Annotated in this window: 9 protein-coding genes; 5 read left to right on the forward strand and 4 right to left on the reverse strand. The window is 71.1% G+C overall.

The features are described 5' to 3' along the window. The first annotated feature begins 7 nt into the window (after positions 1-7). Both ACYF6T_RS12820 and ACYF6T_RS12825 read left to right on the forward strand, forming a co-directional pair. A complete protein-coding gene (locus ACYF6T_RS12820) occupies positions 8-2,878 on the forward strand; it encodes a stealth conserved region 3 domain-containing protein (protein ID WP_461696045.1) in 2,871 nt (956 codons plus the stop codon). Between the two features lie 22 nt (positions 2,879-2,900). Then, positions 2,901-4,871 (forward strand): PIG-L family deacetylase, encoded by a 1,971-nt coding sequence (locus ACYF6T_RS12825; protein WP_461696046.1) that lies wholly within the window; start codon positions 2,901-2,903, stop codon positions 4,869-4,871. A 74-nt stretch (positions 4,872-4,945) separates the two neighbouring features. Here the strand turns inward: ACYF6T_RS12825 and ACYF6T_RS12830 are convergent, their stop codons facing one another. The 4 genes from ACYF6T_RS12830 to ACYF6T_RS12845 form a co-directional block, all read right to left on the reverse strand. After that, on the reverse strand, positions 4,946-7,075 hold the full coding sequence (locus ACYF6T_RS12830; protein WP_461696047.1) for a 3-hydroxyacyl-CoA dehydrogenase NAD-binding domain-containing protein: 2,130 nt from the start codon (positions 7,073-7,075) through the stop codon (positions 4,946-4,948). After that, positions 7,072-8,298: a thiolase family protein gene (locus ACYF6T_RS12835; protein ID WP_461696048.1), complete on the reverse strand. Its 1,227-nt coding sequence runs from the start codon at positions 8,296-8,298 to the stop codon at positions 7,072-7,074. Before ACYF6T_RS12835 ends, ACYF6T_RS12830 begins: the two co-directional genes overlap by 4 nt. A 118-nt stretch (positions 8,299-8,416) precedes the next feature. Beyond that, a complete protein-coding gene (locus ACYF6T_RS12840) occupies positions 8,417-9,445 on the reverse strand; it encodes a LacI family DNA-binding transcriptional regulator (protein ID WP_461696049.1) in 1,029 nt (342 codons plus the stop codon). Continuing rightward, positions 9,442-11,811 (reverse strand): glycoside hydrolase family 2 protein, encoded by a 2,370-nt coding sequence (locus tag ACYF6T_RS12845; protein WP_461696050.1) that lies wholly within the window; start codon positions 11,809-11,811, stop codon positions 9,442-9,444. Before ACYF6T_RS12845 ends, ACYF6T_RS12840 begins: the two co-directional genes overlap by 4 nt. 165 nt (positions 11,812-11,976) lie before the next feature. Between ACYF6T_RS12845 and ACYF6T_RS12850 the strand changes: the two genes are divergently transcribed. Genes ACYF6T_RS12850 through ACYF6T_RS12860 form a run of 3 tightly spaced genes read left to right on the forward strand, consistent with a single transcriptional unit; the run spans position 11,977 to position 15,067 of the window. Further along, entirely contained in the window at positions 11,977-13,290 is a 1,314-nt protein-coding gene (locus ACYF6T_RS12850) for an ABC transporter substrate-binding protein (protein ID WP_461696051.1), read from the forward strand. Then, complete coding sequence (locus ACYF6T_RS12855; RefSeq protein WP_461696052.1) at positions 13,290-14,240, forward strand: carbohydrate ABC transporter permease; 951 nt, start codon at positions 13,290-13,292, stop codon at positions 14,238-14,240. The genes ACYF6T_RS12850 and ACYF6T_RS12855 overlap by 1 nt, the downstream gene beginning before the upstream one ends. After that, positions 14,237-15,067 (forward strand): carbohydrate ABC transporter permease, encoded by an 831-nt coding sequence (locus ACYF6T_RS12860; RefSeq protein WP_461696053.1) that lies wholly within the window; start codon positions 14,237-14,239, stop codon positions 15,065-15,067. Before ACYF6T_RS12855 ends, ACYF6T_RS12860 begins: the two co-directional genes overlap by 4 nt. The last annotated feature ends 2 nt before the right edge of the window (positions 15,068-15,069 follow it).

Below are 15,069 nucleotides of genomic sequence, written 5' to 3' on the forward strand. Positions count from 1 at the left end.
CCGAGCAATGAAGATCACGTTCCTGCTGACCACGGCCGACGCGGTCGGCGGCACCGAACGGGCCGTCTACAACCAGGCCTCGGAGCTCGCCGTCCGGCACGACGTGCGGGTGCTCAGCGTCTTCAAGAGCAAGCGGGAGCAGTTCTTCACGCCCGACGAACGCGTCCGCGTCGACTACCTCGTCGACCTCACCGGCCGCGCCCCCCGCCCGCTGCGCGCCACCGCCGTCGACGACGCGGTGTGGGCGGGCCTGGCCGCACAGCCGAGCCAACTGGTCGACCGCTCCTGGGAGTCGGCCTTCAGCCGGCTGTCCGACCTGGAACTCGGCCTCGCCCTCCAGGACACCGACACCGACGTCCTGATCACCACCACCCCCGCGCTGATGGCCCTCGCCGTCCAGCTCGCCCCGGCGCACGTCGTCACCGTCCACCAGGAGCACCGGGTCTCCGAACTGCGCGGCACCAGCGGGGAACCGCTGCGCCGGTACGCCTCCCGGCTCGACGCCCTCGCGGTGCTCAGCGAGCGCACCCGGGACTGGTTCGCCGAGACCCTCGGCGACGCCGCCCCCCGGCTGGAGGTCGTGCCCAACGCGCTGCCCGGCGGCTTCCGGCCGCGCTCCACCCTGCAGACCCGCACCGTCGTGATCGCCGGCCGGCTCGTCGCCGAGAAGCAGATCGACCACGCGGTCAACGCCTGGGCGATCGTGGCCCGTTACCACCCCGACTGGCAGCTGAGGATCTTCGGCGACGGGCCCCTCAGCGGCGCCCTGCGCCGGCAGATCGACATGCTCGGACTGCACGACTGCGTCCAGCTCAACGGCAACTCCCGGCATCTGGCCGAGGAGTGGGCCAAGGCCAGCATCGCCACGCTCACCTCGCGCAACGAGGCCTTCGGCCTGGTCCTCGCCGAGGCCCACGCGGCCGGCGTCCCCGTGGTCTCCTACGACTCGCCCAACGGCCCCCGCGAGGTCGTCATCGACGGGCAGACCGGCATCCTCGTCCCGCCCGGCGACACCGACGCCCTCGCCTCGGCCCTGCTGCTGCTCATCCAGGACACCGAACTGCGGCAGAAGATGGGCGCCGCCGCGCTGGCGTCCGTCACTCGGTTCTCGCCCGCCGTGGTCACCGCCACCTGGGAGCGGATCTTCCACGAGCTGCTCGCCGAACGCGACAGCGGCCGCCGCGCCGCCGCCAAGGCCGAACGCCAGGCGCTGCACGCCTACTTCGGCGGCCCGGACGGCACCGTGGCCGCGGCCACCCCCGCCCCGGCCACCACCGTGCGCACCAAGGACCAGCGTGCCCTGGAGCAACGGCTGCTCCAGCGACGGGAGTTCGTCACCGACGGCGGCCAGGTGTGCCGGCTGCTCGACTGGGAGTCCCCCTGGGACGTCGTGCAGCAGAACCTCGCCCTGGTGGCCGGCGCCCTGGAAGGGGCCGACATCCCCTACATCGTCGTACGCGACCATCTCGTACGGCACTCGGTCGCCGTGCACGCCGTCTACCGGGAGCAGGTCTTCAAGACCCTCGCCGAACGGTACGCGCGCGACGCCGTGTACGTCGCGGTGCTCAACGAGGCGCAGAAGACGACGGCGACGGTCCTCGCCGGGCTCGCCGCCCCGTACGCGGACGAGTCCGTCTCGGGGGTGCGGGTCTACCAGAACGTCGTGTCGCACTCGCGGCTGCTGCGCCTGGGCGGGGTGTACGGCTGCACCATCGCCTTCTGGGACAACGACCTGGAGGACGAGGCCCACTTGCAGGCTCCCGCCCGCACCCTCATCGGCGACCGCGTCCCCGGCGCCGCCATGCACCGCGCCACCCTCACCCTGGCCGGCCGGCCCTACCCGACGATCGGCGCCTTCGCCGAACGGCTGCACGGCGACGTGGACTTCCCCGTCGACGCCGTCTACACCTGGGTCAACGGCGCCGACGTCGACTGGCTGGAGCGCAAGAACGCGGTCCTTGCGGCGATGGGCCTGGAGACCGAGGACGCGGCGACGAGCGCGGCCCGCTTCCGCGACCGCGACGAACTGCGCTACTCCCTGCGGTCGATCGACATGTACGCCCCCTGGATCCGCAACGTCTACCTCGTCACCGACCGGCAGGTCCCGCACTGGCTGGACACCTCCCACCCCCGCGTGCGGGTGGTGGACCACACGGAGATCTTCGGGCCGCGCGGTGCGCTGCCGACGTACAACTCCCATGCCATCGAAAGCCAGTTGCACCACATCGAGGGCCTCGCCGAGCACTTCCTGTACTTCAACGACGACGTGTTCCTCGGCCGGACCGTCCAGCCCGACATGTTCTTCCTGAGCAACGGCCAGGCCAAGCACTTCATGTCGCCGACCGCCGTGCCGATGGCCCCGGTGACCGCCGAGGACGAGTTCAACATCAGCGCCGCGAAGAACAACCGGGCGCTGATCCAGCGGGACTTCGGGCGCACGCTCGTGCACTCCTTCCTGCACGCCCCGCACCCGCTGCGGCGCAGCGTCCTCGCCGACATCGAACAGCGCTACCCGCAGGCCGTGGCCGCCACCGCGGCGAGCCGGCTGCGCAGCCACGGCGACATCTCCGTCGCCTCCTCGCTGCACCACTACTTCGGCTACCACACCCTGCGCAGCGTGCCCGGCAGCATCTCCTGCGGCTTCGTCAACGTCGGCCTGAGCGAGCACGCACCGCGGCTCAACCGCATCCTCACCGTGCGCCCGCACGACGTGTTCTGCCTGAACGACTACCACGACGGGGACGTCCCCGAGGACGAGCAGGACGCCATCCTCGCCGCGTTCCTGCCCAGTTACTTCCCGGTGCCGAGCCAGTTCGAGACCGGATCGGCACGCAACCAGCGGGCCCACGCGGGCTATCTGCCCGGATGGCCGCTGTGACGGCCGCAGAGAGGAACCCATCGTGAACAGCCCGGCCTCCGTGCTGCAGATCGTGGCCCACCCCGACGACGACCTGTACTTCATGAACCCAGCCGTCTTCCACGGCCTGAAGGCGGGCACCCGCACCACCACGGTCTGCCTCACCAGCGGCGACGCCGACGGACGCAACCCCCGCCCCGGCGACCCGGGCCCGGTCGCCGAGGACCGGGAGGCCTACGGCAGGGCCCGGCAGAACGGCCTCAAGGCCGCGTACGCCGCCATGGTCCTCGGCGACCGTACGGCGGCCTGGAAGCCGGCCACCCTCTCCACCGCGGGCGGCGCCGTCGCCGAGGCGTACACGCTGGCCGACGCGCCCTGGGTGACGCTGATCTTCCTCAACATCCGCCAGCACGGCACCCCCGAGGGCCCGCCGCGCAGCCTGCACGTGCTGTGGCGCGACGAGGTGGCCCAGGTGCCCACCCTGGTCCCCAGCGGCGGCCTGGTGGCCGAGGCGTACGCCTACACCCGCGCCGGGCTGGTGGACACCCTGGTGCAGATCATGGACCTGGTGCGGCCGACGCTGGTGCGCACCCTGGACCCCGACCCCGACCGGCTCGTCCACGACGAGAGGTTCCCGCAGCGCCACGACCACGGCGACCTCTCCGACCACTGCGACCACACCGCGGCGGCGCTGTTCGCCTGGCTCGCCCTGGACCGCTACCACGGGCCCGCCGAGCACGGCACCCACACCGTCGAGACCTACCGCGGCTACTACAACGAACGCTGGCCCCACAACCTCAGCCAGCGGGCCGTGTCGATGAAGGAGTTCTTCCTCAACTTCTACGGCGCCGCCGACGGGTACGACAGCGGCGACCCGGCCGGCAGCGGCGACTACGCCGTCGCCTTCACCGCCCGGCGCACGGGCTGGGTGCAGAGCACCGCGCCGCGCCATCCCATGGGCGCGAACTGGCTGCTGACGGACCGTCGGGGCCGCCTGGCCGCCTTCGCGGTGGTCAACCAGCAGGCGGCGGTGTGGCTGGAGGCGCAGCCCGGCTCCGACCAGTGGCGCGGCCCCTTCTTCCTCGGCGGCGGCCCCCTCGCTCCCGGCCTCGCCGTGAGCCTCACCCCGGACGGCCGCTGGCAGGTCCTCGCCGAACGCCTCTCCCACCTGGCCGCCGACGACGCGCACGCCCGCGAGATCGTCCTGCTCGAACAGGCCGAGCCGGACGGCGTGTTCCCCGGCTGGGTCAGCCTCGGCAACCCCTCCGCGGGCGTCCCGCACCGCGACCGCCACCTCGGCACCCCGGTCGTCACCCGGGACGGCCGGGGACGGCTGCACCTCTTCGTGCGCAACGCCGGGCAGGGGCTGCACACCCGCATCCAGGAGACCGACGGCACCTGGGGGGAGTGGACCGATTTGCGCGGGCACGACCTCCAGGAGGGGCTGGCCGCGGTCACCGCCCTCAACGGGCACGTCGAGGTCTTCGGCGCCAGCCGCGAGGGCGTCTTCCACTGGGCGCAGAACTCCCTCGACGAACCGCTCACCCGGGCGCCCCGGTTCCGGCTCAGCGTGCCCGCGGGGCCGGTCGCCGCCGTCGTACAGCCCGGCGGACAGGTCACCACCGTCTACCGGCAGCCCGAGACCGGCCGGCTGCTCATGGCGCAGGAGGACGCCCCCGGCGGCCGCTGGGCCCAGCCGGCCGCCCCGATCGGCGGCCCCGGCGGTTACGGCGCGATCGCGCTGGCCGCGTCCCCCACGCCCGCAACCGGCACACTCGTGGCCACCCGCGGCGACCTGGGCGGGGTCGCCTACCGCTTCCTGCCCGGCGAGGGACCCTGGCGCGAACTGCCGACCACCGGCCTCGGCGGACCGATCGCCGGCGCCCCCGCCGCCGCCTTCGACGCCCTGGGCCGGGCCACCCTCGCCGTCCTGGGCCCGGACGCCCGCCTCGCGGTGGCCCGCCAAGCCGCCCCCGGCTCGGAGGAGTTCGGCCCGTGGACGGTGGCCGGCTGAGATCCGCCGGCCGCCCGGCCGCATGACGGAGGGCCCCCGCCGGCAGGCGGAGGCCCTCTTCGGCTGTGCGCGGGTTACGCCGGGACCGACGCCACGCCCGGAGCCAGGAACTTCTTGCCGTTCACCCGCTCGGAGACACCCTCACGGTCCAGGTACGGCGTGATGCCGCCCAGGTGGAAGGGCCAGCCGGCGCCGGTGATCAGGCAGAGGTCGATGTCCTGGGCCTCGGCGACGACGCCCTCGTCCAGCATCAGGCCGATCTCCTGCGCCACCGCGTCCAGGACGCGGGCGCGGACCTGCTCCTCGGTCAGGACGGTGTCGCCCTGCTTGAGCAGCGCGGCGACCTCCGGGTCCAGCTCCGGCTTGCCGCTGTCGTAGACGTAGAAGCCGCGCTTGCCCGCCTCGACGACCGCCTTGAGGTTCGGGGAGACCGTGAAGCGGTCCGGGAAGGCCCGGTTGAGGGTCTCCGAGACGTGCAGGCCGATCGCCGGGCCGACCAGCTCCAGCAGGACGAGAGGAGACATCGGCAGGCCCAGGGGCTCCACCGCCTTCTCGGCGACCTCGACCGGGGTGCCCTCGTCGATGACGTTCTGGATCTCGCCCATGAAGCGGGTCAGGATGCGGTTGACGACGAACGCCGGGGCGTCCTTGACCAGGACCGCGGTCTTCTTCAGCTTCTTGGCCACCGCGAAGGCGGTCGCGAGCGAGGCGTCGTCGGTCTGCTCGCCGCGGACGATCTCCAGCAGCGGCAGAACGGCGACCGGGTTGAAGAAGTGGAAGCCGACGACCCGCTCGGGGTGCTTCAGCTTCGACGCCATCTCCGTCACCGAGAGGGAGGAGGTGTTCGTCGCCAGGATCGCGTGCGCCGGGGCGACCGCCTCGACCTCCGCGAACACCTGCTGCTTGACGCCGATCTCCTCGAACACGGCCTCGATGACGAAGTCCGCGTCCGCGAAGCCCTCGGCCTTGTCCAGCACACCGGTGACCAGGGCCTTGAGGCGGTTGGCCTTGTCCTGGTTGACACGGCCCTTGCCGAGCAGCTTGTCGATCTCGGCGTGGACGTAGCCCACACCCTTGTCGACGCGCTCCTGGTCGATGTCGGTCAGCACGACCGGCACCTCCAGGCGGCGCAGGAAGAGCAGCGCCAGCTGCGAGGCCATCAGGCCCGCGCCGACCACGCCGACCTTGGTGACCGGACGCGCCAGGTTCTTGTCCGGGGCGCCCGCGGGACGCTTGCCGCGCTTCTGCACCAGGTTGAACGCGTAGATCCCGGCGCGCAGTTCGCCGCCCATGATCAGGTCGGCGAGCGCCTTGTCCTCGGCGTCGTAGCCCTGCTGGAGGTCGCCGTTCTTGGCGGCGGCGATGATGTCGAGGGCGCGGTAGGCGGCCGGGGCGGCGCCGTGCACCTTGCCGTCGGCGATGAAGCGGCCCTTGGCGACGGCCTGGTCCCAGGCCTCGCCGCGGTCGACGACGGGACGCTCGACCTCGATGTCGCCCTTCAGGACGGACGCCGTCCAGATCAGCGACTGCTCCAGGAAGTCGGCGCCCTCGAAGATCGCGTCCGCGATGCCGAGGTCGTAGACCTGCTGACCCTTGAGCTGCTTGTTCTGGTTGAGGCTGTTCTCGATGATCACCGAGACGGCCTTGTCGGCGCCGATCAGGTTCGGCAGCAGCGTGCAGCCGCCCCAGCCGGGGACCAGGCCGAGGAAGACCTCGGGCAGCGAGAAGGCCGGCAGGGCCTTGGAGACGGTCCGGTACGTGCAGTGCAGACCGACCTCGACGCCACCGCCCATCGCGGCGCCGTTGTAGTACGCGAAGGTCGGCACGGCGAGGCCGCCGAGGCGCTTGAAGACCTCGTGGCCGCCCTTGCCGATGGCCAGCGCGTCCTTGTGCTCCTTCAGCAGCTCGACGCCCTTGAGGTCGGCGCCGACGGCGAAGATGAACGGCTTGCCGGTGATGCCGACACCGACGATCTCGCCGGCCGCGGCCTCCTTCTCGACCTGGTCGATCGCGGTGTTGAGGTTCGCCAGCGAGGCCGGGCCGAAGGTGGTCGGCTTGGTGTGGTCGAAACCGTTGTCCAGCGTGATCAGGGCGAACCGCCCGGCGCCGGACGGCAGGTCGAGGTGGCGTACGTGCGCCTGCGTCACGACCTCGTCCGGGAACAGCTCGGCCGCACCCTTCAAAAGCTCAGCGGTGGTGCTCACTTGCTGCCTCCGGCGTCCTTGTGGTTCGGGTTCTCCCAGATGACCGTCGCGCCCATGCCGAAGCCGACGCACATCGTGGTCAGGCCGTAGCGGACCTCGGGCTGGTCCTCGAACTGGCGGGCCAGCTGCGTCATCAGACGGACGCCGGAGGAGGCGAGCGGGTGGCCGAAGGCGATGGCGCCGCCGTACTGGTTGACGCGCTCGTCGTCGTCCGCGATGCCGTAGTGGTCGAGGAAGGCCAGGACCTGGACGGCGAAGGCCTCGTTGATCTCGAAGAGGTTGATGTCCTCGATCGACAGACCGGCCTTGGCGAGGGCCTTCTCGGTCGCCGGGATCGGGCCGTAGCCCATGACCTCGGGCTCGACGCCGGCGAAGGCGTACGAGACCAGGCGCATCTTGACCGGCAGGCCGTTCTCGCGGGCGAAGTCCTCGGAGGCGATGATCGAGGCGGTGGCGCCGTCGTTCAGACCGGCCGCGTTGCCCGCGGTGACCCGGCCGTGCACGCGGAAGGGCGTCTTGAGGTTCGCCAGGTTCTCCAGGGTGGTGCCCGGACGCATCGGCTCGTCGGCCGTGACCAGACCCCAGCCGGTCTCGCCGGCCTCGGGGTTGGTGCGGCGCACCGAGATCGGGACCAGGTCGGCCTGGATCTTGCCGTTGGCGTACGCCTTGGCGGCCTTTTCCTGGGAGCGCACGGCGTACTCGTCGGCGCGCAGCTTGGTGATCTGCGGGTAGCGGTCGTGCAGGTTCTCCGCGGTCATGCCCATGAACAGGGCGGACTCGTCGACCAGCTTCTCGCTGACGAACCGCGGGTTCGGGTCGACGCCCTCGCCCATGGGGTGGCGGCCCATGTGCTCGACACCGCCGGCGATGACGGCGTCGTAGGCGCCGAAGGCGATGGAGCCGGCGGTGGTGGTGACGGCCGTGAGCGCACCGGCGCACATGCGGTCGATGGAGTAGCCCGGGACCGACTGCGGCAGCCCGGCGAGGATGCCGGCCGTGCGGCCGAGGGTGAGGCCCTGGTCGCCGATCTGCGTGGTCGCGGCGATGGCGACCTCGTCGATCTTCTTCGGGTCGAGGCCGGGGTTGCGGCGCAGCAGCTCCCGGATCGCCTTCACGACGAGGTCGTCGGCGCGGGTCTCGTGGTAGATGCCCTTCGGGCCCGCCTTGCCGAACGGGGTGCGGACGCCGTCGACGAAAACGACGTCCCTGACGGTACGAGGCACGATGGCTCTCCTCCAGATGCGGGATCTGCACTGCTGCGGCCGCGCTGAGCGCGCGCTCAGGCCCATGCTACTTACGAGTAACGTACCTGCCCAGTCCTGGAGGCGGGAGCGGCGAAGGTCACACCCGGGGAGGGGCCGTCGAGCCGCGCGGAGTGAGGACCGGCGTGGGCACCGGATGGGAGGCGGGCCGCTCTCCCAGGATCACCTGGAACAGCGTCCGGGCCGCGTCCGCGCCGAACGCGTGCACGTCGTGACTCATCGCGGACAGGGTCGGATGCGTCAGCCGGCACAACTGCGAGTCGTCCCAGGCCAGCAGCGACACGTCCCCCGGCACCGACAGCCCCATCTCCGCGGCCACCGACAGCCCGGCCACCGCCATGATGTCGTTGTCGTAGACGATCGCCGTCGGCCGGTCCGGCTCCGAGGCGCTGAGCAGCGAGCGGGTGGCCCGCGCCCCCGCCTCCCCGGAGTAGTCGGTGGTCAGCTGCCACGCCCCGGCCAGCTCCAGCACCCGCGCCGCCTCGTCGAACGCGGCCGTCCGCGTCGCCGTGTGCCCGAGCGCCGCCGCCCCGCCGACCCGCGCGATCCGCCGGTGCCCCAGAGCGGCGAGGTACCGCACCGCCTCCGTGACGGCGCTCGCGTCGTCCGTCCACACGGACGTCAGCCCGCCCGTGAGCGAGGGGTGCCCCACCGCCACCACCGGCATCCCCAGCCGCCGCACCGCCTCCACCCGCGGATCGTCCAGCCGGAAGTCGACCAGGATCGAGCCCCCGATCCGCCGCCCCCGCCACCACGCCTCCTGGAGCCCGGCCTCCTCCTCCACGTTCCGCACCAGCCGCAGCAGCAGCGAGCAGGACCGCTCGGTCAGCACGCTCTCCACGCCCGAGACGAACTCCATGTAGAACGGCTCGAGCCCGAGCAGCCGCGCCGGCCGGCAGATCGCCAGCCCCACCACGTCCACCCGCGACCCGGCCAGCGTGCGCGCGGTCAGGTTCGGCGCCCAGCCCAGCTCCCGGGCCGCCTGGAAGATCCGCTCCCGGGTCGCCTCCGACAGCCCCGGCTTGTGGTTGAAGGCGAGCGACACGGCCCCCTTGGACACGCCGGCGCGGGCGGCGACGTCCTTGATGGTGACGCGGGAGGTCGTCATGAAGCGGGCTCCAGGCAGTACAGGGCGGACCGGGCGGCATCCGGGTCAGGAGTCTCCCAGCCCCGTACGCCGATGGTGACCCGTTCCCCGGGCAGCAGCGTCACCAGCCCCCGGTCGGCCCGCGCCAGCGGGTGCAGCCGGTCGGCCTGCAGCAGCAGATCCCGTACGAGGGTGCGGGCCGTCACCGTGACCGCGCCCGGCGCCACCGAGACGTCGAACTCCGGCCGCGGATACGGCACCTCGCGGTCCGGCACCGGGAAGTGCAGCGCCCGCAGCCCGTCCGCGTCCGCCACCAGGAACTCCTTGGGTCCGACGGGCGTCAGCTCGCGGGGAACGGGCACCTCGCCCACGGCACGCCGTCCCGCCGCGAACGGCACCCTCGCCTCACCGGCCACGGCGCCCTCGACCGACATCCGCCGCAGCACCACCGTGCCCGCCCACGCCTCGGCCCCCTGGTTGACGAGCGCCAACACCAGCCCCTCGGCGCGCACTCGAAGGGTCGGCAACCGGTCCGCGTACAGCCGCCGCAGCTCGTGGTAGAGCGGCTTCTCGCGCCCGTCCCCGTCCACCGCCGCCCAGGACGTCACCGGCCAGCAGTCGTTGAGCTGCCAGACGACCGTGCCCGCGCACACCGGCCAGTGCGCGCGCCAGTGTTCGACGCCGGCCGCCACCGCCCGCGCCTGGTTGACCTGCGTCAGATAGTGCCAGCGGTCGAAGTCGTCCTCGGGGACGGCGAAATGGCGCTCCAGACCGCGCCGCAGCTTGCCGTTGCCGTCGTCGGCCTTCTGGTGGTGCAGCATGCCGGGGGAGTCGGCGGCGAGTTCCTCGCCCGGCAGCGCCCGCCGCAGCGTGGCGTACGCGGGCGGCGCCTGCCAGCCGAACTCGGCCACGAACCGCGGGACTTCACGCCGGTACTCGGCGTAGTCCGCCCGGTTCCACACCTCCCAGGAGTGGTGCGTGCCGTGCGCCGGATCGTTCGGGTGATGCGCCCACGACCCGGACCACGGGCTGCCCGCCGTGTACGGCCGCGTCGGATCCAGCTCCGCCACCACCCGCGGCAGCAGCCCGAGGTAGTACCCCTCGCCCCAGGAGTCCCCGGCCAGCCGCTCCTCCCAGCCCCAGTCCCGGAACCCCCACAGGTTCTCGTTGTTGCCGTTCCACAGCACGAGCGAGGGATGCGGCATCAGCCGTACGACGTTCTCCCGGGCCTCGGCCTCCACCTCCCCGCGCAGCGGCTGCTCCTCGGGGTAGGCCGCGCACGCGAACGGGAAGTCCTGCCAGACCAGCAGCCCCAGTTCGTCGCAGGCGTCGTAGAAGTCCTCGCTCTCGTAGACGCCCCCGCCCCACACGCGCACCAGGTCCACGCCCGCGTCCGCCGCCTGCCCGAGCCGCTGCCGGTAGCGCCGACGGGAGATCCGGGACGGGAACACGTCGTCCGGGATCCAGTTGACGCCCCGCGCGAAGAGCCGCTCGCCGTTGACGACCAGGGTGAAACCGCTGCCGTGCGCGTCCGCCGACGTGTCCAGCCGGACGGTGCGGAAACCGATCCGCCGCCGCCACACGTCCAGCGTCTCCTCGCCGTGCAGCAGCCTCAACTCGACCTCGTACAGGGGCTGTTCACCGTAGCCCCGGGGCCACCACAGCCGCACGTCCGGCACCCGCAGCCGTACCGCCCCGGCGGTTCCGTCGATCTCGGCGCGCGCCCCCACCCCGCCCACGGTGGCCTCCACGGTGAGCGGCGCCTCGACCCGGGTGCGTTCGACGTCCACCGCCAACTCGACCTGTCCGGCGCCCTCGTCGACGGTCACCAGGGGACGCACGCGGGCGATTCGCGCCGTCGACCAGTGCTCCAGCCGCACCGGGCGCCAGATTCCGGCCGTCACCAGGGTGGGTCCCCAGTCCCAGCCGAAGGAGCAGGCCATCTTGCGCACGAAGTGGTACGGCTCGGCATAGGCGGCCGGCCGGTCGCCCACCCGCCCGCGCACCGCCTCGGCCTCGGCGTACGCGGAGACGAACCGCACCGACAGCCGCCCCGCCAGGCCGGTCACGTCGAAGCGGTGGGAGCGGTGCATGTTCCTGGTCCGGCCGAGGAGCCGGCCGTCGAGCGAGACCTCGGCGACGGTGTCCAGCCCGTCGAAGACGAGGTCGGTCTGTTCGTGCCCCGACGCGGCGGCGAGGTCGGTCTCGTACGTCCACTCCCGCCGCCCCACCCACGCCACCTCGGTCTCGTTCCGGCCGAGAAAGGGGTCCGGGATCACCCCCGCCGCCAGCAGGTCGGTGTGCACACAGCCCGGCACGGTGGCCGCGAGCGCGGCGCCCTCGTGCAGCAGGACCCATCCCTCGGTGAGCGGTGTCGCCTCCAGCATGCACACTCCTCTAAACCGTTTCAGTCGTGTGAGCGAAAACTTTTCTCCAGCCTTGGCGGAATAGGGACTTTACCGGTTAAGAAAACGTTGTCAGAGTACCGAACCAGCCAACCCGCTCGTGCTCGTCCGTCCCATGAACGCCCACCATGAACGGAGCTGATGCACATGTCCCGCCGTACAGTCCTGGCCGTCGCGGCCGGAGCCGCTCTCGTCCTCACCGCCTGCACCGGCACCGGCGCCACGTCGAAGGGCGCGGAGGCGAACGCGCCCGGCGACCCGTCGAAGGTGACCGGCACCATCAAGGTCCTCACCCAGCGCACGGATCTGGTGCAGGACGGCACGATGAAGAAGTACGCCGCCGAGTTCAACAAGACGTACCCGAAGGTCAAGGTCGAGTTCGAGGCCCTCACCGACTACGAGGCCGACGTCAAGATCCGGATGAACACGGAGAACTACGGCGACGTCCTGATGATCCCGGGCGTGGTCAAGAAGAGCGACTACCCCAGGTTCTTCGCGTCCCTGGGCACCCGGGCGGAACGCGGCAAGAAGTACCGGTTCACCGACTTCACCACCGTCGACGGCAAGGTCTACGGGCAGAGCCCGATCGGCGTGAGCCCCGGCTTCGTCTACAACAAGAGGGTCTGGCGGGAAGCCGGTGTCACCCAGTGGCCCACCACACCGGCCGAGTTCCTCGCCGACCTCAAGGCCATCAAGTCGAAGACGGACGCGGTGCCGTACTACACGAACTTCGCCGCCCAGTGGCCGCTGACCTCCTGGACGTCCGTCAACGGCTCGGTCGGCTGTGACACCCAGGCCACCACCAGGCTGGCCGAGGGCGATCCCTGGGCCAAGGGCAGCGACCTGCGTGTCGGCGACACCCTGCTGTACGACATCGTCCACCAGGGCCTGGCGGAGAAGGACCCGACAACCACCAACTGGGAGCTGTCCAAGCCGCAGTTGGCGAAGGGGAAGATCGCCACACAGTGGCTCGGCACCTGGGCGATCATCCAGTTCCAGGACGCGGCGAGGAAGGCCGGCGTGGACCCCGACGACATCGGCTTCATGCCCTTCCCGGCGCAGGTGGACGGGAAGTTCTGCGCGGTCGTCGGCCCCGACTACAACCAGGCGGTCAACGTCCACTCCGCGCACAAGGCGGCGGCCCGCGCCTGGATCGACTGGTTCACCGACAAGTCCGGCTACGACAAGGACAACCTGGCCATCTCGCCGCTGAAGAACGCGCCGCTGCCCGAGGTGCTGAAGCCGTACCAGGAGGCGGGCGTCACGTTCATCGAGCTCGACGACACCAAGGGAGCCGAGGTCAAGGCGATCGACGACCAGTCCGAGGTCGGCATCAACAAGCCCGACTACCGCCAGGACCTGGTCGACCTCGCGCGCGGCGCCCGCAAGGGCGACCTGGACGGCTTCTTCGCCGGCCTCAGCGAGAAGTGGACGGCGGCCGAGAAGACCGCGGGGTCCTGATGACGGACACCACCCACCAGGCGACCGGACGGGCCGCCACGGCGCCGCCCGCCGCACCGCTCCCGGCCCCCGCCCCACGCGGCACCCGCGTGGGGCGGGGCCTGACCCCCTGGCTGTTCCTCCTCGCCCCCCTCGCCCTGCTGGTCACCTTCACCTACGCGCCGATCGTCAACATGCTGGCGTACAGCTTCACCGACTGGGACGGCCTGAGCCCCGAACTGCACTACACGGGCGTCGGCAACTACACCGAACTGTTCACCCGCCCCGACCTGTTCGAGGTGTTCTGGGTCAGCGGTTACTACCTGGCCGCCTCCGTGGTCCAGATCGTCGCCGCGCTGTACTTCGCCACGATCCTCAGCTTCGACGTCCGCTTCCGGAACTTCTTCAAGGGCGTGCTGTTCTTCCCGTACCTGATCAACGGGGTGGCGATCGGTTTCGTGTTCCTGTACTTCTTCCAGGACGGCGGCACCCTCGACTCGGTCCTCGCCCTCTTCGGCTACCACGCCGACCACGCCTGGCTGGGCACCCCGGTCTCCGCCAACACCTCCCTGGCCGGCGTCTCCGTCTGGCGCTACACGGGCCTGAACTTCGTGCTGTTCCTCGGGGCGATCCAGTCCATCCCGGGGGAGTTGTACGAGGCGGCCGAACTGGACGGCGCCAACCGCTGGCACCAGTTCCGCCACATCATCGCGCCGGGCATCCGGCCCGTGCTGTCCCTGACGGTGATCCTCTCCGTCTCGGGCTCCCTGTCGGTCTTCGAGATCCCGTACATCATGACCGGCGGGGCGACCGGCACCGAGACGTTCGTGATCCAGACGGTGAAGCTGGCCTTCCAGTTCAACAAGACGGGCCTGGCCTCCGCGGCCGCCGTCGTCCTGCTCCTGATCATCCTCCTGGTGACCTGGATCCAGCGCCGGCTGGTCCCCGACGACAGGGTGGACCTCGTATGACACGCCGCGTCGTGACCCGAACCCTCGTCTACCTCTCCCTGATCGCGGCGAGCGTCGTGGTCCTGCTGCCCCTGGTCGTCGTCCTGCTGACGTCTCTGAAGACCGAACGGGAGACCGCCGACGACACCGGGGCGCTCACCCTCCCGCACGACCTGCTCAACGTCCACAACTACGTGACCGCGTTCCAGGACGGCCGGATGCTCTCGGCCTTCGGCAACACGGCGTTCATCCTGGTCGTCTCGGTCGCCGGCACGGTGCTGATCGGTTCGATGACCGCGTACGCGATCGACCGTTTCACCTTCCGTTTCCGCGGACTGGTGCTCGGCCTGTTCCTGGTCGCCGCCCTCGTCCCCGGCGTGACCACCCAGGTGGCGACCTTCCAGATCGTCAACAGCTTCGGCATGTTCGACACCCGCTGGGCCCCGATCGCCCTCTACACGGGCACGGACATCGTCTCGATCTACATCTTCCTGCAGTTCGTGCGCTCGATCCCGACCTCGCTGGACGAGGCGGCCCGCATCGACGGCGCGAACGCCTTCACGATCTACTGGAAGATCATCTTTCCGCTCCTGAAGCCGGCGATCGCCACCGTGGTCATCGTGAAGGGGATAGCCGTCTACAACGACTTCTACATCCCCTTCCTCTATATGCCGTCCCAGGATCTTGGCGTGATCTCGACGTCCCTGTTCCGCTTCAAGGGACCGTTCGGCGCGCACTGGGAGACGATCTCGGCGGGAGCGATCCTGGTGATCCTCCCGACCCTGATCGTCTTCCTGTGCCTGCAGCGCTACATCTACAACGGTTTCACCAGGGGAGCGACCAGATGACC

The sequence above is a fragment of the Streptomyces sp. 7R007 genome, assembly GCF_054850255.1.